The sequence below is a fragment of the Occallatibacter gabretensis genome (assembly GCF_001449115.1).
GTDB lineage: Bacteria > Acidobacteriota > Terriglobia > Terriglobales > Acidobacteriaceae > Telmatobacter > Telmatobacter gabretensis.
Window position 1 is genome coordinate 20,273 of sequence record NZ_LAIJ01000009.1, and the last position, 21,567, is coordinate 41,839.

General features: G+C 57.9%; 19 protein-coding genes. 11 read left to right on the forward strand and 8 right to left on the reverse strand.

Going from position 1 to position 21,567, the window contains the following annotated elements:
• Positions 1–140: 140 nt before the first annotated feature.
• From VO84_RS06560 to VO84_RS06575, 4 genes are all read right to left on the reverse strand, one after another.
• Positions 141–1,583 (reverse strand): multicopper oxidase family protein, encoded by a 1,443-nt coding sequence (locus VO84_RS06560; protein WP_231737813.1) that lies wholly within the window; start codon positions 1,581–1,583, stop codon positions 141–143.
• A 258-nt stretch (positions 1,584–1,841) separates the two neighbouring features.
• Positions 1,842–2,324 carry a cupin domain-containing protein gene (locus VO84_RS06565; protein WP_058186664.1) on the reverse strand — a complete coding sequence of 161 codons (483 nt, stop codon included), beginning with the start codon at positions 2,322–2,324 and terminating at the stop codon, positions 1,842–1,844.
• 69 nt (positions 2,325–2,393) lie between these two features.
• Positions 2,394–3,416: a methyltransferase gene (locus VO84_RS06570; protein WP_197413929.1), complete on the reverse strand. Its 1,023-nt coding sequence runs from the start codon at positions 3,414–3,416 to the stop codon at positions 2,394–2,396.
• Between the two features lie 315 nt (positions 3,417–3,731).
• Entirely contained in the window at positions 3,732–3,878 is a 147-nt protein-coding gene (locus VO84_RS06575) for a hypothetical protein (RefSeq protein ID WP_197413930.1), read from the reverse strand.
• Between the two features lie 146 nt (positions 3,879–4,024).
• On the opposite strand from VO84_RS06575, the gene VO84_RS06580 reads away from it, so the two are divergent.
• Both VO84_RS06580 and VO84_RS06585 read left to right on the forward strand, forming a co-directional pair.
• Positions 4,025–5,371 (forward strand): hypothetical protein, encoded by a 1,347-nt coding sequence (locus tag VO84_RS06580; protein WP_058186669.1) that lies wholly within the window; start codon positions 4,025–4,027, stop codon positions 5,369–5,371.
• A gap of 499 nt (positions 5,372–5,870) precedes the next feature.
• The gene (locus tag VO84_RS06585) at positions 5,871–10,574 is read left to right on the forward strand and encodes a 2-oxoacid:acceptor oxidoreductase family protein (protein ID WP_058186671.1); all 4,704 of its coding nucleotides are present in this window, start codon (positions 5,871–5,873) and stop codon (positions 10,572–10,574) included.
• A 126-nt stretch (positions 10,575–10,700) separates the two neighbouring features.
• Here the strand turns inward: VO84_RS06585 and VO84_RS22430 are convergent, their stop codons facing one another.
• From VO84_RS22430 to VO84_RS06600, 3 genes are all read right to left on the reverse strand, one after another.
• Entirely contained in the window at positions 10,701–11,192 is a 492-nt protein-coding gene (locus VO84_RS22430; protein ID WP_157439764.1) for a hypothetical protein, read from the reverse strand.
• Positions 11,193–11,218: 26 nt separating this feature from the next.
• On the reverse strand, positions 11,219–11,539 hold the full coding sequence (locus VO84_RS06595; protein WP_058186675.1) for a hypothetical protein: 321 nt from the start codon (positions 11,537–11,539) through the stop codon (positions 11,219–11,221).
• Positions 11,540–11,749: 210 nt separating this feature from the next.
• Positions 11,750–12,277 carry an REP-associated tyrosine transposase gene (locus VO84_RS06600; RefSeq protein ID WP_058186677.1) on the reverse strand — a complete coding sequence of 176 codons (528 nt, stop codon included), beginning with the start codon at positions 12,275–12,277 and terminating at the stop codon, positions 11,750–11,752.
• Positions 12,278–12,616: 339 nt separating this feature from the next.
• Here VO84_RS06600 and VO84_RS06605 point away from each other — a divergent pair, with 339 nt between their 5' ends.
• The 9 genes from VO84_RS06605 to VO84_RS06645 all read left to right on the forward strand — a co-directional run bounded on the left by VO84_RS06605 (position 12,617) and on the right by VO84_RS06645 (position 18,849).
• Positions 12,617–12,913: a nucleotidyltransferase family protein gene (locus VO84_RS06605; RefSeq protein ID WP_082661785.1), complete on the forward strand. Its 297-nt coding sequence runs from the start codon at positions 12,617–12,619 to the stop codon at positions 12,911–12,913.
• Complete coding sequence (locus tag VO84_RS06610) at positions 12,903–13,256, forward strand: HepT-like ribonuclease domain-containing protein (protein WP_058186679.1); 354 nt, start codon at positions 12,903–12,905, stop codon at positions 13,254–13,256. Before VO84_RS06605 ends, VO84_RS06610 begins: the two co-directional genes overlap by 11 nt.
• A 52-nt stretch (positions 13,257–13,308) precedes the next feature.
• Positions 13,309–13,635 (forward strand): helix-turn-helix domain-containing protein, encoded by a 327-nt coding sequence (locus VO84_RS06615; protein ID WP_058186681.1) that lies wholly within the window; start codon positions 13,309–13,311, stop codon positions 13,633–13,635.
• Between the two features lie 11 nt (positions 13,636–13,646).
• Entirely contained in the window at positions 13,647–13,931 is a 285-nt protein-coding gene (locus tag VO84_RS06620; RefSeq protein ID WP_058186683.1) for a HigA family addiction module antitoxin, read from the forward strand.
• 50 nt (positions 13,932–13,981) lie between these two features.
• The gene (locus tag VO84_RS06625) at positions 13,982–14,263 is read left to right on the forward strand and encodes a helix-turn-helix domain-containing protein (RefSeq protein ID WP_058186685.1); all 282 of its coding nucleotides are present in this window, start codon (positions 13,982–13,984) and stop codon (positions 14,261–14,263) included.
• Positions 14,264–14,545: 282 nt separating this feature from the next.
• On the forward strand, positions 14,546–14,809 hold the full coding sequence (locus tag VO84_RS06630; protein ID WP_058186688.1) for a hypothetical protein: 264 nt from the start codon (positions 14,546–14,548) through the stop codon (positions 14,807–14,809).
• Positions 14,810–14,911: 102 nt separating this feature from the next.
• Positions 14,912–17,374, forward strand: a complete 2,463-nt coding sequence (locus VO84_RS06635) for an endonuclease MutS2 (protein ID WP_058186689.1) — start codon at positions 14,912–14,914, stop codon at positions 17,372–17,374.
• 114 nt (positions 17,375–17,488) lie between these two features.
• Positions 17,489–18,040: a glutathione peroxidase gene (locus VO84_RS06640; protein ID WP_058188619.1), complete on the forward strand. Its 552-nt coding sequence runs from the start codon at positions 17,489–17,491 to the stop codon at positions 18,038–18,040.
• 506 nt (positions 18,041–18,546) lie between these two features.
• Complete coding sequence (locus VO84_RS06645; protein ID WP_058186691.1) at positions 18,547–18,849, forward strand: hypothetical protein; 303 nt, start codon at positions 18,547–18,549, stop codon at positions 18,847–18,849.
• Between the two features lie 60 nt (positions 18,850–18,909).
• Here the strand turns inward: VO84_RS06645 and clpB are convergent, their stop codons facing one another.
• On the reverse strand, positions 18,910–21,540 hold the full coding sequence (clpB, locus tag VO84_RS06650) for an ATP-dependent chaperone ClpB (protein WP_058186693.1): 2,631 nt from the start codon (positions 21,538–21,540) through the stop codon (positions 18,910–18,912).
• Positions 21,541–21,567: the final 27 nt, after the last annotated feature.

Below are 21,567 nucleotides of genomic sequence, written 5' to 3' on the forward strand. Positions count from 1 at the left end.
GCAGTCTCTCCCGTTAGAAATTTCTGTCGATTCTTTCCAATCGGGGACTCTATCCCTCGAATGTTTCGCGTGTGTGAAAAATTTCTAAAGGAAAAATAAGCAACGAGGAAAAGTATTCAACCGACTAACGTGGCCGTTGTTCATGCGTAGCGAAACAGCGCCATGAAACCAAAATCCATGTGCTGCTGCATGTGACAGTGAAAGAGCGTAAGTCCCGGCTGGTCGGCAACCATATCCACCGTGGCGCGCCCAAATGCAGGAACCATCACCGTGTCTTTCTTAATGCCCGCAGTCGGCTTGCCGTTGAGTTCCACAAGCTCAAACAGATGCCGGTGCATATGCAGAGGGTGCGAATCGTCACTGCGATTGCGAAACACCAGCCGGTAACGGCCTCCCTGCCGCAACAAGAATTCCCCTTCATGCGGATATTCCTTGCCGTTGATCAGCCAATGATTAATCCCACCCGGCCCGCCAGGAATTTTCTCAAAGATCATCTCGATCGTCTGGTCCGGAGCCGGGTGCGTCCCCGTCGCGCCAAAGCCCGTCGTGCCGAAGATGGTGTAGTCCCACCGCGCCTTCTGAGGTGCAATCCACTGCGCGCGCTGCTGCTGGTTGGCGTATTCCACCACCACACCCATGCCGGATTGCCGCGCAAGATCGCCGATCTCTCCTAAAATCCACACACCGGGGTTATTCATCTCCACAATGGCATCCACGCGCTCCCCCGGCGCAATCTCAATCACCTCCACCGCTTGAGGCGTCGGCACAGGATTGCCGTCCAGCGCGATCACCTGGAACTTATGGCCGGCAAGAGCCACGCGATGAATCTGCGCAGCGCTCGCGTTGAGCAAATGCATCAGAATGCGCTGACCCGTTTGCACGCGCAGCGGATCACCCGCTCCAAGCATCTTGTCATTGATCGAATAGAGAGGAGCATTGACCTCGAGTCCGTTCTGTCGCAGGTCCAGCTTTGTTGGTTTTTCGGGCTTCGGATCATTGCGATCGGCTGGCATCTCGTCCTGATCCATCGTGGAAAGAAAATATTGCCATTCCCGCAGCGCCAGAAAGACTTCCTGATCGTAGTGCCCGGGATCATTCCCCGAATCGATCATGAAAAAACCGAACTGACCGGTATACGAGCCCCGATGCAGATCCAGCATGGCTGTAGTGTGCGAGTGGTACCACCTCGAGCCCGCCGGATTGGCCACGAATTGGTAGCGCCGTCGCCCGTGCGGCGGCACCGGCGGCGCGCCTTCCTCTTCCACCCCATCCATCTCCGGCGGAACGAGCAGGCCGTGCCAGTGCACAAACTCCGGAACATCCGTTTCATTCGTAACGTCGATCGTGACGGTTTTGCCCTCGCGCACCCGCAGCAGTGGACCCGGAACTTTGTTGTTGTAGCCAATGGTGCTGATCACAACCTGCGGGGCCAGTTCCACCAGCATGGGCGCAATCTGCAGGCTGAAATCCGCTCCAGGCTCCATGGTCTTCGGCTCCAACGGCGAAGCCATCCCATGCTGTTGCGGCGCGCCCATCGACTCCCCAAGCGCGGACCCTGGCTTACCTGCCCCGGCTGCGATCATGGTGGCACATCCAAGCCGTACAAAATCCCTTCGCCTCATGCGATCCTCATCCCCGCTGCAAATAAATTAGGTTGGCGCACACCCGATTACGCACACGTAAGGATGCACAAGCCAGAACGCAGCACAGAGGGCAAAAGCGAATAATTTCCCGTCGTGGACTTCGTTCTACAGAAAGTTTCTCAGAATGCCATCAAAGCAATGTAAAGCCGGGTGCCTCATTCATGCGCGGCAGTATCGCGCATGGGTGGGGTAGCACAATCAAACTGAGCCACCACCGCTCTTTCCCATCATCTTCACAAAATAAAACGTCATCCGCGTCGTCCCTGTATTCCGCACGCCGTGCAGAACATTCGCTTCGGCAAACACCATATCGCCCGTCTTCACCTGCGTCGCAACGCCATTGATGGAAAACTCTCCAGTTCCCTCACCCACAATCATGATCTCTTCTTCGGGATGCCTGTGCGGCGGATGAGGCTGCGCCCCAGGTTCCAGCGTGACTAATCCCGTGGCAAGCGCGGCAAGCTGCATCGTCGGGCCATTGAAAGGCACATAAGCTTTAGCGCCCGGCGCAGCACCCTCTGCTCGAATGCCGTCGATCTTGACCACTCTGCTCTCAAGCGGCGAGCCATCTGTTTTCGTCTCCACATGGGTAATCTGCGACCCGGATTGCGCACCCGCTTCTGGCAACAGGGCCGCAGCCGAAAGCCCTGACAACGATGTCAGAAATCTTCTTCTATCCATGGATCCCCGCTTTCACCGGCAAGTGTATAAGATATGCAACTTCAGTTCCGGCCAGAGAAGCAACAACAACTACTTAATTCCAATCGCCACGGATTCCGCGCCGACCAGCGGTTCCGCGTGTACTTCGCGGAAGCCTGCTTCCTTCATCCAGCCGATGCAATCTGCCAGGGTGTAATCGAAACCACCTTTAGTTTCGATCAACATGTTGAGGCTCATCATCAGGCCGAAGGCGTTCTTCGAGCGGTCGTCATCAATCATGGCGTCGTAGACAACGAAGGCTCCGCCCTCTGGAAGCGCGGCGTAGGCCTTGGCGATCAGCAACTTCTTCTGCTTCAGGTCCCAGTCATGCAGAATGTGACCCATTGTGATTACATCGACCTTCGGCAAATCTTCAACGAAGAAGTCGCCGGGCTGGAAGCGCACACGATCGCTGAGGTTGTTGGCCGCGACGTACTCCTCAAAGATCGGTGCGGTAACGGCAAGGTCATAGCCGATGCCGTTGAGGTGCGGGTTGGCCAGCGCAATTTGCACAGCGAGATCGCCTTGTGCACTGCCGACGTCGGCATAGGTCTTGTACTTCGCCCATGGGATCTTGTGCGCAATTTCTATGTTCGCGCCGTGGCTTATACCTGACATGGCTGAGAGAAAGTCGCGCAGACGTTCTGGATCGGCATAGAGCTTATGAAAAAACGAGTCGTCTGGATTCTCACGTGCCTCGTTCTGCATCTGGCCCGTGCGAAGAGCCTCGGTGAGATTTCCCCAAAAGCGATAAAGCCGGTTGTTCGCCATCTCGAGGATACCGCCGATGTAGCTGGGCTTCTGCCGGTCGAGAAAGAGATCGGTCTCCGGCGTATTGGCGTAAGTGCTGCCGATACGGGTGAGAAAGTCCAGCGCGACCAGCGCGTCGAGAAAGTCGCGTGCGGCGCGCGGGTGCAGACCGAGACGGCCGGCGAGGGGTTCAAACTCCTCCGGCCCCCCGGCGAGCTCTGTGAAGAGACGCATCTCGATAGCGCTTAGCAGTATCTTCGAGGGCCAGAAAGCGAATCCCGTTTGCAAAATTTTTTCAGGGGTGATGCCCACAGTTCGCGACATGAGGTCGCTCCTTATCTTTCACGATCAGCGTGGAAACTGAATTTTGGGAGACAGGGCAATTCTATCTGTTTGGCGGGTGGCCGCAATCTCTGGTGAGGATTATTAAATTGCGGGTGCCTCCGGTCCCTCGCATTTGGGGACCGGAGATGGCGGGTGACTTGGACGTTGCTCCCGGCGTCCCACACGACAGGCCTCCGTCTAAGTCGCCGGGTCCCCCATTCATGCGGGGCATTATCGCGCATGGGTGGGGTAGCACAATCAAACTGAGCCACCACCGTTCTTCCCCATCATCTTCACAAAATAAAACGTCATCCGCTAAGCCTTAGCGCCCGGCGCAGCACCCTCCGCTCGAACGCCGTCAATCCTGACCACCCCGCTCTCAAGCGGCAAGCCATCTTTCTTCGTCTCCACATGAGTAATCTGCGACCCCGCCTGAGCCCCCGCCTCCGGCAACAAAGCCACAGCCGACACCCCCGACAACGATGTCAGAAATCTTCTTCGATCCATAGATCCCCGCTTTCACCGGCAAGTGTATAAGATTTGCGGCTTCAGCTCCGCCATGCGCGTTTATCGGAAGTGGTCTGGCGTGAACGCTGTATAGTGTAACCGTGCCCGCCGAACTTCCACCGTCGATCGCGTTCATGCTGGACGAGTTCCGGGGTAGTCAATTAGAGCTGTCCGAGATTAGTAAAAGGCTCAACGATAGGTCGTTTATTAAAGATTTCTTCGATCAGTGCAGGGCAGGGATCAGTGCTTTCAAGTATGCCGATCGCCTCCGGGCGCGACCCAGCAAGTTTGATATCTATGCAGGAAGCGGGCTAAACCCTCTCTCCTCCGCCGGAAAGTGTCAAGAGTCTCAGTGCGTAATTGACTATGCGCACCACTTTGCACGGACCGCTTGCTTTTATTCGGATCGGGTTGTTATACCAGACCCATTCAGCTTCACATATATCGAAGCTACAGCCGAAGAAATACTCTGTTCTCTAAGTGTGCTAAAGGTCCTAAAGCCCTTGCTTGAGGCCGGCGTTATCGTTTTCGGCCCAGCCGCCTTCCTGTCGTGTCCCAATTGCGCAAAAGTGATGGAATCGGAGCGAAAGCAGGTCACAAGCCAGCTTTGGCGCGAGTTCACAAATTCGTCTCCGGACGTATTCAGATACAAAGACGGCAGAAGATGGCGGATGTCTTTTGGTTCGCCGCTGTTCACGAACAGCGGCGTCCAGTTCCGATTTACAACTCCAGCGACTAAGGAAGCGATCGCTGCGACAAGGCCGGACGCATTATTGACAGGCAAAAATGCGATGAATCTCGTTCGGCAGTATCGCGATGTTATACAGAAGCATTGTGCTCATTGCGCGCATGATGTGGTGTTCGATAGCCTTACCGCCAGTCGCTGTAATACTACCGTGGTCACCAGCACGCCAGAAGAGGCCGCAGGATACCGTCTACTGGATGGGCGCAAAGTCGGCGGAACGTTACCAGACTGGTCAATGTTGCGGACCATCCGGCTGCCTGCCCTGGAGCGCCTCACCGCATCGCAAGCGTTGCAGGTGCGGGAGGAAGCACACAAAGCATTGCCCGCGTTTCGGGCGAAGGTGCAGCGAGAGCTCATGTCGCTAAAAGATGTCTCGGATGAAGGGGAAGAAAAACGTGCCTTAGCAGCAGCGGCCGACCTCCGGGTAGCTGCGCAGGAGCTGCGGGGCCAGCTCGCGAGTCTCAGCCTACCCTCCGTTCGCAGGAGAGAGAAGCTATTTGGAGGTCTGGCGGTCGCTTTTCAGATTGTTGCACTGGGCAGCCATGACCCTGCCGTCACAATTGCGGCGATCGGCACGTTTGCCGGGCTGATGGTTGCGGCGCATAAGAGTGAGAGTGACCGCCAAGAAAAGCATGAAGTACTTGTTCATCAACCTGCCTATGTTCTGCTTACAGCCGAACGCATCCACGAGGCAAGCCATTAAAGTCCGCGGATAATTTCAAGGACCACTTGCCGTCTATCTACAGAATGCGCATCCACCAAATACTCGAAGAGAGCCGATTGGTCGTCAGAAGTCGGTTTCTCGAAAGCGATAGATAGAGAACGGCACTCCTCCCACAGCAGCCTCTTCACGCCACTTCGCCATCCCACAAAGCCGCCCCAACGCCCCACAGAAATAGTTCTCAAAAACCGATCATTTACCATATTATGGAACGCCGTACCACGAAGAAGAGTACATACTTATAGATAGCTTGCAATGCGGGAAATGCCTTCTCGACGCGCTTTCCCCCTGTTTGCAACGCCCACTAGACTGTTCAGACAGTGGTTCAGGCCGCAGTGGGCCAGATAACAGGTTTATGGGAACAAATCGGTCTGAATTCGCCGTGAGCTCGCTTCGGCCAGAGAACCGGCAAGTTCTTATGCAGCAAGAGTTTTAAGCAGGAAATACAGATAGATCAGGATTGATACCAAGGGGGAACTCCATGAAAGCTCGCTATCCCGGAATCCGCATTACCGCCAACGGCAACCAGCTCGTCTCCTACCATACTGAGACCCGCATTGCCGACGCCGGCGTTTTCTACCCCATTACGCCTTCCACCGAGGGCGGCGAGCTCTTCCAGCAGGCCTACGCCGAAGGCCACCTGAACGTCTTTGGCGGCAACACCATCGCCATTGAAACCGAAGGCGAGCACGCGGCCCAGGGCGGCGCAATCGCCCACTCCGTCTGCGGCAAGCGCGTGGTCAACTTCACCTCCGGCCAGGGCATCGTCTACGGTGTCGAGCAGTATTACCACGCCCCCGGCAAGGGTTCCACCATGGTCCTCGAAGTCGGCGCTCGCGCCCTCACCAAGCACGCCCTGAACGTGCACTGCGGCCATGACGACATCTACGGCGCGCTCGACACCGGCTGGATCATGCTCTTTGGCAAGGACGCGCAGCAGGCCGCCGACCAGGCCCTCATCCTCCGCCGCGTCACCGAGCTTTCGCTCACCCCCGGCATGAACATCATGGATGGCTTCCTCACCAGCCACCTCGAGCGCACCTTCTACAAGCATGAATCCGACCTGATCCGCGAGTACCTCGGCCGCCCCGATGACGTCATCGACTGCCCCACAGAAGCGCAGCGCGTCCTCTTTGGACCCACCCGCCGCCGCGTCCCCAAGATGATGGATCTCGCCAACCCCATCCTCCTCGGCCCCGTCCAGAACCAGGAACACTACATGCAGGGCATCGTCGCCCGCCGCAACAACTTCGCCGAGCCCATCCTGGAGTTCCTCGAAGCCGCCTACAAAGACTTCGGCGACCTCACCGGCCGCTACTACGGCCTCGTCACCAAGTACAAGACCGAAGACGCTGACACCGTATTCGTCTCTCTCGGCTCCGCCGCGGAAAACATTGAAGCCGCCGTCGATTACATGCGCCAGACGCGCAACGCCAGCGTCGGCTCCATCCACGTAAACGTGATCCGCCCCTTCCCGGAAGCCGCAGTAGTCGAAGCCCTCCGTGGCAAGAAGAACGTCATCATTCTCGAGCGCACAGACGAAGCCCTCTCCGGCGACAATCCCCTGGGCCGCGACATCCGCACCGCGCTTTCAAAGGCCGTCCAAGGCACCGCCGGCATCCCCAAAATCGAGCTCGCCGAAGTCCCTCGCATCTACGCCGGCACCTACGGCCTCGGCTCCCGCGACTTCCGCCCCGAGCACATCATCGGCGCATACCAGTTCGCCGTCGAAGGCCGCGCCCGCAAGGACGGCAAGACCGCAGCCGACAACGAAAGCTTCATCGTCCTCGGCATTGACCATCCCTACTCCGTAGTCGCCGACGAAATGCCTTCCCTTCTCCCCGAAGGCGCAGTCGCCGTCCGCTTCCACTCCATCGGCGGCTGGGGCGCCATCACCACCGGCAAAAACCTCGGCGCAATCATCGGCGACCTCAACGACCTCCTCTACGAGCGCGATAAAGTCGTCGATGAGTTCGGCAATCCCAAGGAAATCATCCACGTCAGCGCCAATCCCAAGTACGGCTCGGAGAAAAAGGGCGCGCCCACCAGCTACTTCATGGTCGCCGCCAAGGACCGCATCCGCGTCAACTGCGATCTCCGCCACGTAACCACCGTCCTCTGCTGCGACCCCAAGGCCTTCACCCACACCAATCCCCTCGACGGCATTCAGGAGGGCGGCGCTTTGGTATGGGAATCTGACGTAGACGGCGAGCGCGCATGGGAGAACCTCCCCATCTGGGCCCGCAAGCAGATCATCGAGAAAAACATCCGCGTCTTCACCCTCCCCGGCTTTGAAATCGCCCGCAAAGCCACCGACCGCGCCGACCTCCAGCTCCGCATGCAGGGCAACGCCTTCCTCGGTGCATTCTTCGCCGTCTCCAGCCTGCTCACGGAGTTCGGCATCACGCAGGAGCAGTACCGCGACGTCGTCCGCAAGCAGTACGTCAAGAAGTTCGGCAAGCTCGGCGAAGCCGTCGTCAACTCCAACATGGAAGTCATGACGCAGGGCTTCGAGCATGTGCAGGAGATCAAGGTCGGCGAGCTCGCTGCTGCCGATCGCTCCACCCTCCGCGGCCAGGCTCTGCTGCCCATCCTGGAAGCCGTCCCCGCATTCGCGACACACTCGGAAGGCAGCGCAGGAGGCGGATGCACCACCGGCGGCTGCCGCAGCACACCGCCGCCAGAAGGCCAGGCCGCCCGCACGCCCATCTCATCCATTGACGCCTTTGACGCCGAGTTCCGCTCGCACTTCGGCTACGATCAGCCGGCCACGCCGCTCTCAGCCATGGGCGTCATCGCCGCGGCCACCGGCGACACGGCCAGCAAGTACGTAGCCCGCCGCGAAACCCCGCTCTACATTCCCGAAAACTGCACCCAGTGCATGGAATGCATCTCGGTCTGCCCCGACACAGCGCTTCCCAACACCTCGCAGGATCTTGGCACGCTGCTCACCACTGCCGTCACTCGCTACATCACCGACGACGGCGAGCGCCGCAAGTTCATCACCGCCCTGCCTGAGATCGAAAAGCAGACCCGCGCGCGCATGCTCACCGACATCAAGCAAGGCACGCCGCTTCCGACGATCCTGAAGGAAGTCACAGAAGGCGTAAACGGCTTCAGCGCCGAATCCAAAGCGCAGTTCTACACCATCATCGACAAGGTCCCGATGGCCTACCAGAAGGTCAACGCCATCTTCTCCTCACCCGAGCGCAAGTCGCCCGGCTCCGGCGGCATCTTCTCCATCTTCGTCAGCGATCTCTGCAAAGGCTGCGCAGCCTGCGTAACCGCCTGCGGCGATCACATGGCCCTCAAGATGGTGGCTGAAACCGAAGAGGTCAACACCGAGCACGAAACCGGCACAGCCTTCCTCAATCTCCTGCCCGACACATCGCAGAAGTACCTCGGCCTCTTCAACGCCGCCAACCCGGCCGACTCGAAGACCGCCACCCTGCGCAACATGCTCATGGTCCGCACCAACTACGACGCTCTCGTCTCCGGCGACGGCGCCTGCGCCGGCTGCGGTGAAAAGTCAGTCCTGCGCTCCATCGCCGCAGTGACGGAAGCCTACATGCGCCCCGTCTACCATGCCAAGTCCGACCGCTTCGTTTCGAAAGCCGGCCAGCTTGAAAAGGAAGGCGCAACCAAGTTAGCGGCACTCAAGGAATCCGACCCCGCCGCGTACGCCCTGCTCAAGCAGGGAGTACAGCACCTCATCCTCGGCCTCGGCGGCGAGGACGACAAGGACACCAAGGGCCGCATCGCAGCCTACGAGAAGCAAAACGGCGAAACCACTGACGCGCAGCTCATCGAAGCCCTTGCGGCAGTCCTTCTCACCGAAGCCTTCAACCACAAGAGCCTCCAGCCCGTCGATGGCCGCCTCGCCAACGGCATGAACGTCATGGCCATGGCCGCGCATACCGGCTGCAACACGGTCTACGGCTCCACCACGCCCAACAATCCGCACCCCTATCCGTGGATGAACTCACTCTTCCAGGACGGCATCACCATCGGCTGGCTCATGGGCGAAAGCTTCATCGTCGACCACGCCCGCCGCTCCGTCCTCCCCGAGCGCCTGACGGACACCATCCTCACCGGCCAGGGCCTCACCGCGGAAACCTACTACCACTTCACGCACTTCACTGACGCCCTCATGACCGACCAGGAAATCGTCGAACTCCCCAAGGTCTGGGTCGTCGGCGGAGACGGCGGCATGGGCGACATCGGCTACCAGAACATGTCCAAGGTCATCCTGCAGAACCGCCCCAACGTCAAGGCGCTCATGCTTGACACGCAGGTCTACTCCAACACCGGCGGCCAGAACTCAGACTCAACCCCCATGCTCGGCGGCGGCGATATGAACACCTTCGGCGCAGCCACGCAGGGCAAAAACACTGAGAAGAAGACCGTCGCGGAAACCTTCCTCGCCGGCCACGGCTCGCCGTTCATCGCACAGGTCTCCATGGCCAACGCGCCCAAGCTCTACCGAGCGATTCTCGACGGCCTTGAGTACCGCGGCACCATGTTCCTGCAGGCCTTCACCACCTGCCAGCCGGAGCACGGCGTAGCAGACGACATGGCGCTCCACCAGGCCCAGCGCGTCCGCGACTCACGCGGCGCACCGGAGTTCGTCTTCGATCCGCGCAAGGGCGAGAGCTATCAGGAAGCGCTCGACATCACCGGCAACCCCGCCAAGGATCTCGACTGGTACGAGACCAAGGACAAGGCCACCGGCGAAACCCGCCGCTACACCGTAGCCCACTGGTGCACCACAGAAGCCCGCTTCCGCAACCACCTGCGCAAGGTCAAGCCCGAACAAGCCGAGAAGCTCATCACCCTCGACAACATGCTCGTCCGCATCACGCAGCAGGACGTCGTCTACCGCCGCTACCTGATCCAGGGCCACCGCTCCTTCATCCCCGACTTCGGCGTATACCTCACGGTAGAAAACGAAGGCAAAAAGACCTACTACGCCCTCAGCCGTCAGTTAGTCATGTTCTGCGTAGAACGCCGCAAAGCATGGCGCATGCTCCAGTCCAAAGCCGGCGTAGTCAACCGCGAGTACATCGCCCAAAAGGCAATCCTAGCCGACGTAGACGCAGGTAAGATCAGCACGGAAGACTTCTTCGCCCACGCCAACGAAATGGTCCAGGAGAAACTAGGCAACCTCGTCCCCGCCAAGGCTTAAACAAAATCAATCACTAAAGCAAAACGGCGGGCCAATGGCCCGCCGTTTTGCTTTGGCTACGTCGACGTCTAAAATTCTGATGTGTTGGTATCGAAACAATTACTCAGAAGCAGGGGCTACTAAATTCTATTTTCCGCGTGTATCTGAGGTTGCTGCTACTTCATCGTATGTCCACTCAAACTGTCCCTGCTGGATCATCAACTGAACCTCACGCCGATAACCTCGTGCACTGTATGCTGGCACATTATCGATCGTAAAATCGGCGGTATCCAAAATATCTTCGACATGCTTTTTTCTGTAAGCTGTGATGCGGATTTTGACATCTTTTAAGTCATAGCTGCAAGAATTAGATATTTTCCCAGTTACGATCCAGATCGGACGCATGTCTCCACTTAACCTAAACGCAGTGGATCGTTCGATGGTAGCCAGATCATTTCGACCGGTGCACAAATCAATTTCCTCTTTAGTTAGAGCCCGAACGGAAGATTGTGCAGTTGGCTGATTTGCAACATGAGCAGAAGCAGGATTCGCGCTATTAGTCGAAATCCCCTCACAACCCATTAAATTTATAGCTACAGCGGAGACGGATATGAATAAGACTTCCTTGAACAGTCGCATATCGGCCTCCTATTGAACATTAGTCTTTAAGTACGTTCGCGACATTTGGTCTTTTTAGGTTTGAAGCCAACAGCGTCGACAAGAAACTTGGCATCATACCAGCCCATATTGATTTTCTTGCCAAGCTTGAGTTCTTTGTTCCACCTTATGCCTAACTCAATTTCATCGGCACCATTTGCACCAAGAGCCAGAATCACTATCAGCCCATCAATGGGAAGCCGCTCAGACACCTGATAATTGTGCAAGTGTCTAGATGGTCCATCCGATGCGATGAAATTCACGGATTCGAGCTTTCTCGAATATTGATCGACTTGTGGTTCGGCTGCTAATTGATAGTATTTCCTCATTCCAAACCCTCCACTTATTACCATAGTAACATACTATGGTTACCTAGGTTTTAAATACAAGAAGATGGGCGGGGGGCCAGCCATAATCTGGGCGGCGCGATACAGCCACAATTTGGGTGGCGGGTGGCCCAGGTCTTTAGGAAGCTTGTTCCACCCACACCGATGGGTGCCCCAGGTCCTTGCAGTTGAGGACCTGGGATACCACAAACCTCAACCTGCCGGTCTTTTCCTCTCCAACCAATCCGGTAACTCCCCACCCCTTCCCGCAGCCGTCCAGAAGGATTCAATCTCAACCCTTCCGCTCTCTCCAGTCATATAGTGTCGAAAACTCGACCACAACCAGTCTTCCGGTTTCTCCACCAGTCCGCGTCTGACGGGATTCTGATGGATATACTGCAGCTTTTCCGCCCGCTTCTCCTCGCTATGTACATTGAAATCGTAGTACCTCGTCTGCCAGAAGGGCCGTTCCTCACGTTGCACAGAAACGGATAGCTTCAGCGCCTGCACACTCCTTGCCAGCAATCCCTTTTGTGGCTCGCTCACCAGCAGATGAACATGCTCCGGCATCACCACATACCCCGCAACAACAAATCGATACCGCCCCCGAATCGACTCCAGGCTCCGCTCGAAAATCTCCCTCGCCTCCACGGAATCCAGATATGGAAGCCGATGAAAACAACTGAAGGTCAGGAAATGGAAATTTCCTGTCTCATGAAAGCGGACAAGTTCGTTAGGCATTTGCGCAAGAATATACTTCTCTTTCTCAGACCGTCATCCCTTGTTGCACTCATGTGTTTTTTGAAGTGCGTTCCACCTCTACAAATGGGTGCCCCAGGTCCTTGCAGTTAAGGACCTGGGATACCACAAACCTTAATCTCCCGGCCTTTTCCTTTCCAACCAATCCGGTAACTCCCCACCCCTCCGCGGCAGGTCGCCCAGGTCTTAGGAGGCTAGTTCCACCTACACCGATGGGTGCCCCAGGTCCCTGGTTCTGGGACATGGGATAGCACGAACCCTTCCCAGCCGCACATCCCATCCCACCAATTTCGCGCTATCCTGTTTGCAGGAACCGATGCCGTGAACCGCGAAGAGATCATCAACCGTCTGAAAGAGCACGAGAGCCTGCTGCGAGCGCGCGGCGTAGCCCACGCCGCGCTCTTCGGCTCTCGTGCGCGTGGCACCCAGCGAGCAGACAGCGACACCGACATCCTCATCGAGCTCGACCCCGCGGCCCATCTCACTGTCTTCGACTACGCCGGTCTCAAGTCCGAGATTGCAGCCCTTTTTGACGGCCCCATCGATGTGGTCAACGGCGCTGCTCTCAAATCGCGCATCCGGCCTCAGGCAGCAAAAGACGCGGTTTATGCCTTCTGACGTCGCGGACGTGCTTGCGGATATTGAGCGCCACATCGGCCTCGCGCTCGAATTCAGCGCCGGATACGAATTCGAGACTTTCCGCACCGACGCCCGTACTTTGTATGCTGTCACGCGCTGCCTGGAAATCATCTCCGAGGCATCCCGCCGTCTTCCGGAAGACCTCAAAGCGCGTCACCCGCATATCCCATGGAAAAACATAGCGGGCGCGGGCAATATCTATCGCCACGAGTACGAAGATGTGGACGCAAGGCTGATCTGGGATACAGTTCAACTGGCTTTGCCACCATTGCAAGCGGTGATCGCTGAGGAGATCGAGCGCATTCTCAAATCGATCTCGTAAAACAGCGCTTGCAGCGAGCCATCGAAATCGATCGGGAGCAGGAGGCCTGAAAATGCCGAAGAAGGAACTGGATTACGTGGTCAGCAGCGGAAACGTCTTCGCCGATCTCGGCCTGCCCAATCCCGAGGAGCTGCTCGCCAAAGCAGAACTCGTCAGCAAGATTGCAACGCTGATCCGCAAACGCGGCCTGACGCAGGCCAAGGCCGCAAAGCTTCTTGGAATCGACCAGCCAAAGGTTTCGCTCCTTCTCCGCGGCCATCTCACCGGCTTTTCGATTGAGCGCCTGATGCGTTTCCTCCTGCTCCTCGGTCAGGACATCAAAATCACGGTAGAAGCCGCTCCAAAAAGCCGGTCGCACGCCCGCGTCCTCGTTGCATAAGGAGGAAGTCCATGGACAGAATGATGCACAACCCAGCCCACCCCGGCGAGATTCTGCGCGAATACATCGGCGCTCTGCCCGTAGGCGAGGCCGCAAAGCACCTCCGTGTCGCGCGTTCCACTCTCTCTCGTTTGTTAAACGGTCACGCCTCCTTTACAGCTGCAATGGCTCTCCGTCTCTCCGATGCCTTCGGAACCGAACCCGGCCTCTGGCTCGACCTGCAACAGCAGTACGACCTGTGGCACGCCAGCCGCCGCAAGAGGCCAAAGATAGAGAAGTTCCCGCGCGCCGCTTGATTCAAATCGGCCCAGCATCGCTACAAAGAATTGGCCAAGGAGCTACACCGATGAAAGAAGAATCCTTCGACAATGTATGGGATGCCATTGAACCTGATCCGGTCAAAAGGGAGAACCTGAAACTGCGCTCGGAGTTGATGTTCAGGCTCACAAATCACATCAAGCACGAGAAATGGACCCAGGCCGAAGCCGCAAAACGTCTCGGCGTAACCCAGCCCCGCATCTCGAACCTCATGCGCGGCAAAATCAACGCCTTCGGCCTCGATATGCTGGTGAAAATGGCCACCGCCGCCGGACTCCGCATCACCCTGCGCGTGAAAAAAGCTGCTTAAGCGCCCTACGCCGGGATCATCCGGCGCGTAGCCGCTCCCTCCTCACAGAAGTGTCATCCTGAGCGAACGGGACCCCAAACGTTTTCTTCAGTTTGGGGGTGGTGAGTCGAAGGATCTGCTTTTGCTTTTTCCAAACCCTAGTCCAGCCTAAAAATCTCTCAAATAGTTTGCGTAGAATTAACCCCATTTGTGCTTCACTAATAATGAGCAGAAAAAGAAGGCCCGATTCCCACGGAATCGGGCCTTTTCTTTTCCATCCAGAACACCCCCCAGGAGCAAACCATGCGCAACATCACCATCCAGGTCACAGATGACGTCTATCACCACGCCCGCGTCACCGCAGCAAGCCGCAACATGTCGGTCTCTGCCCTCTTTCGTACACTCATCCTCACCCTTGAAAAGCAGCCCGATCCCAGTCGGCCCGACAATAAAAAATTCATGGAGATGTTCCCTGCCCTCCCCGACTCCTATCTCCAGGAAAGAGCCGAGCGCGAGGCCGACAAGTATCACTGCGAACACGATTACGGCATGAGAGAAAATTCCTGATACCACCCGAATCTGTGGTTCTGTGGTGTTTCATATCTACCCCCACCCCCCTCCCTACCACCAGAATCTGTGGTTCTGTGGGCCAAACCCTAAAATAGCCATGTGCCCCTGCTGTTATCCATTCCGTCTCCCGTAGCCCACGCCGACTACACCGCCCTCGAATGGCAGCCTCTCCTCGCCCTGATCGCCGGCTACGCCTCTTCCTCCGTGGGCCGCGAAGGCATCCTCGCCCTGGTCCCCTCCACAAGCGAAGAATGGATCACCCGCGAGCACGGCCTCGTCGCCGAACTCCGCCTGCTCCTCGAAGAACAAGTCTCAGTCCCGCTCGGCGGTCTCTTCGACCCCACACAGTTAGCCGCAAAAGCCCAGATCCCAGACGCCGCCCTCGAAGCCCCTGAGTTCCAATCCATCGCCCGCCTGGCCTACAGCATCGCAGCATGGCAAGGCCTGCTGCGCGAGCCCTCAGCCCGCCTCGCAGGCAGGCTCCCCGGACTGACAGAGCTCTCCTCCGGCCTCACCATGAACCTGAAGCCACTGGCCGAATCCATCGAACGCAAGTTCATGCCTGACGGCACCCTGACCGACGACGCCTCGCCGGAACTGAACCGCATCCGTCGCGAGCAGGAGCACCAGCAGCGCGTAATCGAGCAAAGCCTGCGCGCCGCCCTCCGCAAGCTCTCCGCCGACGGTTCAACGCAAGACGACGTCATCACCATCCGCGGTGACCGCTTCGTCATTCCCGTCCGCAGCGAACTCAAGCGCCGCGTCTCAGGCGTAGTCCACGGCGCAAGCTCCTCCGGCCAGACCGTCTACGTCGAGCCACTCGAAACCATCGAGCAGAACAACGAACTCGTCCGCCTCCTCGAAGAGGAGCAAGCCGAAATCCATCGCATCCTCGTCGCCCTCACCCGCCAGGTCGGCACATACGCTTACCCCCTGACAGAAGGCGCCCGCGTCCTCGCCCGCATAGACACGCTGCAGGCCCGCGCCCGCTTCGCCCGCGACTTTGAGTGCATCGCGCCCACATTCAACCCCGACCGCCTGCATCTTGAATCCGCACGTCACCCGCTCCTGGAAAAACGCCTCCGCACCAACCAAGGCTCCATCGTCCCGCTCACGCTCGAGCTAACCGGCAAAGCGCGTCAGCTCATCATCAGCGGCCCCAACACCGGTGGCAAGACAGTAACGCTCAAAACGACAGCCCTGCTTGCCATGATGGCGCAAGCGGGAATTCCTGTTCCCGCAGCAACCGCCAGCTTCCCCATCCTCACCGCCTTCCTGGCCGACATCGGCGACGCGCAATCCATCGAAGCTGCCCTCTCAACCTTCTCCGCACACATCACCAACCTCGATCGCCTCGCGCGTCTCGCCAACTCACACTCCCTCGTCCTGCTCGATGAGCTCGGCTCAGCCACCGACCCCGAAGAAGGCTCCGCCCTGGCCGTAGCCATCGCGCGCTTCTTCCTCGACGCGCAAACGTGGACACTAATCTCGACCCACCACACCTCACTCAAGGTCTACGGCGCAAACACACCCGGCGTCCTGAATGCAGCGGCTGGAGTAGATGAGCGCACTCTAGTGCCGACGTATCAATTGCGTCTTGGCGTACCCGGTGCCTCGGCGGGCATCGCCACAGCAGAGCGCCTCGGCCTCGACTCCCGCATCGTCGCAGCAGCACGCGAGCGGCTCGGCTCGCAGCAGGTTGATCTGGGCCGCTTCCTCGACAAGCTGCACAACGAGCTGGCGCAACTCGAAGTCGAGCGCAAGGCAGCTCGCGAGCAGCAATACGCGCTGAACCAGGAGCGAAAGCGCCTGGAGCGCGAAGCAGACATCGAGATCCGCAAGCAGACACGAGAGCTGGAGCAGAAGCTGGCGTCCCTGCTGAAGGAATTCGAGTTCCAGATGCGCGAGAATGTACGCGCTATTGAAGACCGCGCAGCGCAACAGAAGCTCTCAAAAGAAGCCGAGCGGCGCATGACTCGGTTGCGGCGCGAGTTTCAGGAGAGCTTTAACCAGACCGTTGTGGCGCATCGCACCGGCGCGGATGAGGGCGATGCGAATGCGCAGCCGCATCTGTTACGGCATATCGCGCCCGGCGATAAGGTGCTACTCAAGTCCATGAACAAGGTTGCCGTGGTGCAGCGCGAAGTGGAGAAAGACGTCTTCGAGGTTGCGCTGGGACCGATCAAGATGCGCGTCAAACGAGATGAGCTGACCGAACCAAAAGCTTCTGAAAAGGCTCCCTCGCAGACCCCACTGGAAGCAGTGCGGAAGCAGAAGAATGTCGTTGTCACCGTCACAAACGCGAATACAGATGACATGCGAATGGAGATCAACCTCATTGGTCGCACGGTAGATGAAGCGACTGAGGAGCTGGAGAAGTATCTGGACCGCGCGTTCCTGGCCGGCCTGCCGCGCGTCCGCATAATTCATGGGCATGGCGCGGGGATTCTGCGGCGTGGCGTGCGCGATTTCCTCAAGGGCCATCCACATGTGGCGACGATTGCGGAAGCGGAGCAGATTGAGGGCGGCCAGGGAGCTACTATTGTCGAACTGCGCCAGTAATTAGGCAAAACTGATGCCTTTACGTTGCGACGCTGAAGCGGTTTTTCGACATTTTGATGACAGTCTAACCACATGCTGCATGATAATAATCCGTATATTGACCGCGGAGGTCCCATGAGAAAACTAGCGTTGATGTTCGCGCTGTGCGCTGCCTCAGTTGCACTCCCTGCGCAGCAGAAAAGCATTTACAACTTCAACTTGAAATCCATTGACAACGAGCCCGTCAGCCTTGAGAGCTACAAAGGCAAGGTAGTACTACTGGTCAACGTCGCCAGCCAATGCGGCTATACCCCGCAATATAAGGGCCTCGAGGCCGTGTACGAAAAGTACAAGGACAAGGGCCTGGTCATTGTCGGCATTCCCGCCAACAACTTCGCACAGCAGGAACCCGGCACAAACGAAGAGATCAAGACCTTCTGCTCACGCAAGTACAGCGTCACCTTTCCCATGATGTCCAAGGTCTCCGTCAAAGGCGACGACCAGATCGCGCTCTACCATTTCCTTACTGATGCCTCCACGGACCCTCAGTTCGCCGGCGACATCAAGTGGAACTTCACCAAGTTCCTCTTCGACCGTAACGGCAAGCCGGTAGCGCGCTTCGAGCCCGCCACCACGCCTGACTCGCCTCAGGTCACCTCCGCCATTGAAGCCGCTCTCGCTCGCTAGCTTCTCTACTCCAAAGGAAATCGCAAAAAACAGGCTCCGCAGAGATGCGGAGCCTGTTTGGCGTGCGGAAGTTTCTCAAGAGCCATGCGCATGTGGCGACGATTACGAGAAGCCGAGCAGATCGAAGGCGGGCAAGGAGCGACGATTGTCGAGCTGCTGCAGTAGTTGCAACGTAGCTACATTGTAGCTATGATTTATAGTGCGTCCTCAGGAAAGACAGAAGCATGAACAACAGGCATTTCGATTGGGATGACGCGAATATCGCCCATCTTGCCGGGCATGATGTAAACCCGAAGAGGCGGAACGGGTTATATTTAACCGCCCCGTGGATTTAGGTTCCGAGATTCGTAATGGCGAGAAACGGTTGGCACAGATCGGTGAAACAGATGTCGGACGAATCCTCATCATTGTTTCTACAATGCGTGGTGATCGGCTACGCGTTGTCACCGGCTGGCTAGCAAACAAAAATTATCGGCGCTACTTCTCATCGCAGAAAAGGAACGGCAATGTTGGAAGAACTCAAAAATAAGACATTCGCAAGCGAAGCCGAAGAGGCTGTCTGGTGGAAGTCACACGAAGATGAGCTTCTTGAGGAATTCAAGAAGGCTACAAAAGAAGGCCGCGTGGGAATCGGCACGGCAGCGAAACACATAGCCTCGCGCTCAACTTCGATGCGTATCCCTAACAACGATATTGCAATAGCTGAGAAGCAGGCGGCGGAACGCGGACTGCGCTACCAGACTTATCTGAAGATGATTATTCACGAGGCTTTGCTGGCAGAGGAAAAGCGTAAGTCGAAGGTTGCGTGAGGTTCGTGCTATCCCAGGTCTCAAAATCGAGACCTGGGGCACCCGGCGTTAATCCGCTTCTCACGCCATGGCCTCACGGCTCATGGGTTCGAAGTGAAGCTGGTTGGTCTTGCGGTCAACGTCGATTCTGACGTGCGCGCCGTGGAGGATTTCGCCGTCGAGGATCTTGATCGCCAGCGGGTCCTGGATCATGCGCTGCAGCGCACGCTTCAAGGGCCTTGCGCCGTAGGCTGCGTCTGATCCGGCGGCGAGGATCAACTGCCGCGCGGGTTCGGTCAGCTCGAAGCTGATCTGACGGCTTTCGAGAAGCTTCTGCAGATCATCGAGGCGGAGGTCGAGAATTGCGCTGACCTGCGCGTGACCCAGCGGCCGGTAGATGACGATGTCATCGACGCGGTTGAGGAACTCCGGACGGAAGTGCTCGCGGAGCACGCGCATTACGGATTCGCGCGCCATGTCGAAGTCTTGTTCCGACTTGAGCGCGTCTCCTGTAAGCATCGCAGCACCGAGGTTCGAGGTCATAATGAGCACGGCGTTCTTGAAGTCCACGGTGCGGCCTTTGGAGTCAGTCAGCCTTCCATCATCCATGACCTGCAGCAGCACGTTGAAGACATCCGGGTGCGCCTTCTCGATCTCATCGAGCAGGATTACGGCGTAAGGGCGGCGGCGGACCGCCTCAGTAAGCTGGCCGCCTTCGTCATAGCCGATGTAGCCGGGAGGCGCGCCAATAAGGCGAGCTACGGCGTGCTTCTCCATGTACTCGCTCATGTCAATGCGCACCATTGCCTGCTCGTCGTCGAATAAAAACTCGGCGAGAGCACGCGCGGTCTCGGTTTTGCCCACACCTGTCGGTCCGAGGAAGATGAACGAGCCGATGGGTTTCTTCGGATCGCTCAGGCCCGCGCGAGAGCGACGAATGGCGTTTGCCACGACGGTCAGAGCCGCTTCCTGGCCGATGACGCGATCGCGCAGACGCTCTTCCATGTGGACGAGCTTCTTGACTTCGCCTTCGAGCATGCGGGTGACGGGAATGCCGGTCCACTTGCTGACGATTTTGGCGATGTCTTCCTCGTCGACTTCTTCCTTCAACATGCGTGCGGTGGATTCGGATGCTGCGCCATCCTGAACGGCGTTCAGCTTCTTCAGCTCGGCTTCGAGTTTGGGCAGGTCGCCATACTGAATCTGCGCGGCGCGGTCGAGCTGGCCCTTGCGGGTCTGCTCTTCAGCTTCAAACCGAAGTGATTCGATTTGCTTTTTGAGATCGCTGAGACGCGTGATGGCGTCACGCTCCGTGGTCCAGCGGGCGCGAAGCGCGGTGATCTTTTCCTTGTTCTCAGCGACTTCCTTCTCGACCTCATTGAGGCGGACGCGACTGTTTTCGTCGGTTTCACGGCGCAGCGCGGTGGCCTCGATTTCAAGCGAGGTGGTTTCACGCTCAAGCTGGTCAATTTCTGTCGGAACAGAGCCGATCTGGATGGCAAGCGATGCGGCAGCTTCATCGACGAGATCAATGGCCTTGTCCGGCAGGAAGCGATCGCTGATGTAGCGGTGCGAGAGCGTAGCCGCGGCAACGATTGCGGAGTCCTTGATGCGGACGTTGTGATGCGACTCGTAGCGCTCTTTCAATCCGCGCAGAATGGCGATGGTGTCCTCCACGTTGGGCTCACCGACGTAGACGATCTGGAAGCGGCGCTCGAGCGCAGCATCCTTTTCGATGTACTTGCGGTACTCATTGAGCGTCGTCGCGCCAATGGCACGCAGCTCGCCGCGCGCGAGGGCCGGCTTGAGCATGTTGCTCGCGTCGATGGCGCCTTCAGCAGCACCCGCGCCGACGATCGTGTGCAGCTCGTCGATGAAGAGGATGACTTCGCCATTCGATTCTTCGATCTCCTTAAGGACGGCCTTAAGGCGGTCTTCAAATTCGCCGCGATACTTTGCGCCGGCGAGCATGGAGCCGAGATCGAGCGAGATGACGCGCTTGTTCTTGAGAATCTCCGGCACATCGCCAGAAGCAACGCGTCGCGCAAGACCTTCTACGATGGCGGTTTTGCCTACGCCGGGCTCGCCGATGAGCACCGGATTGTTCTTAGTACGGCGGCTCAAGACCTGGATGACGCGGCGAATCTCTTCATCACGGCCAATGACGGGGTCAAGCTTGCCGCGGCGGGCGAGCTCGGTGAGATCTTTCGCGTATTTCTCAAGCGCCTGGAACTTGCCTTCGGGATTCTGGTCCGTCACTCGCTGCGAACCACGCACGGCGGTGAGCGCCTTCAGGATGGCGTCATGCGTTGCGCCTGCGGCGGCGAGCTCGTCGCGTGCTGCGTCGTTCTTCTGGCGCGCAATGGAGAGAAGCATGTGCTCGGTGGAAAGATATTCGTCCTTGAAGTCGTCGGCATCTTTGAAGGCCTGATCGAGCACGTGATTGAGCGCGTGGCTGATGCTCGGCTGCGTGTTGGAACCGGAGACGCGCGGCAGTTTTTCTTCCACCTGATGCAGGTCACTGGTGAGGCGCTCAATGGGCACACCGATCTTTTCCAGCACCGCCGGCACCACGCCTTCGCGGTCTTCGACAAGCGCGAGCAAGAGATGTGCCGGCAGAATCTCCGGATTGCCAAGATCGGCGGCGCGGTTCTGCGCCTGCTGCATTGCCTGCTGCGACTTGACAGTAAATTTGTCCCAACGGATGGCCATGAAAACTCCAGTAGTCAGTGGTCTGTG

Excerpts from the sequence above, each read along its gene's own strand:
- VO84_RS06620 (WP_058186683.1), top strand. The coding sequence starts at position 13,647 with ATGGACAGAATGATGCACAACCCAGCCCACCCCGGCGAGATTCTGCGC.
- VO84_RS06610 (WP_058186679.1), top strand. The coding sequence starts at position 12,903 with ATGCCTTCTGACGTCGCGGACGTGCTTGCGGATATTGAGCGCCACATC.
- VO84_RS06560 (WP_231737813.1), bottom strand. The coding sequence starts at position 1,583 with ATGATCGCAGCCGGGGCAGGTAAGCCAGGGTCCGCGCTTGGGGAGTCG.
- VO84_RS06645 (WP_058186691.1), top strand. The coding sequence starts at position 18,547 with ATGTTGGAAGAACTCAAAAATAAGACATTCGCAAGCGAAGCCGAAGAG.
- VO84_RS06565 (WP_058186664.1), bottom strand. The coding sequence starts at position 2,324 with ATGGATAGAAGAAGATTTCTGACATCGTTGTCAGGGCTTTCGGCTGCG.
- VO84_RS06615 (WP_058186681.1), top strand. The coding sequence starts at position 13,309 with ATGCCGAAGAAGGAACTGGATTACGTGGTCAGCAGCGGAAACGTCTTC.
- clpB (WP_058186693.1), bottom strand. The coding sequence starts at position 21,540 with ATGGCCATCCGTTGGGACAAATTTACTGTCAAGTCGCAGCAGGCAATG.
- VO84_RS06570 (WP_197413929.1), bottom strand. The coding sequence starts at position 3,416 with ATGTCGCGAACTGTGGGCATCACCCCTGAAAAAATTTTGCAAACGGGA.
- VO84_RS06640 (WP_058188619.1), top strand. The coding sequence starts at position 17,489 with ATGAGAAAACTAGCGTTGATGTTCGCGCTGTGCGCTGCCTCAGTTGCA.
- VO84_RS22430 (WP_157439764.1), bottom strand. The coding sequence starts at position 11,192 with ATGCGACTGTTCAAGGAAGTCTTATTCATATCCGTCTCCGCTGTAGCT.
- VO84_RS06600 (WP_058186677.1), bottom strand. The coding sequence starts at position 12,277 with ATGCCTAACGAACTTGTCCGCTTTCATGAGACAGGAAATTTCCATTTC.
- VO84_RS06585 (WP_058186671.1), top strand. The coding sequence starts at position 5,871 with ATGAAAGCTCGCTATCCCGGAATCCGCATTACCGCCAACGGCAACCAG.
- VO84_RS06595 (WP_058186675.1), bottom strand. The coding sequence starts at position 11,539 with ATGAGGAAATACTATCAATTAGCAGCCGAACCACAAGTCGATCAATAT.
- VO84_RS06625 (WP_058186685.1), top strand. The coding sequence starts at position 13,982 with ATGAAAGAAGAATCCTTCGACAATGTATGGGATGCCATTGAACCTGAT.
- VO84_RS06630 (WP_058186688.1), top strand. The coding sequence starts at position 14,546 with ATGCGCAACATCACCATCCAGGTCACAGATGACGTCTATCACCACGCC.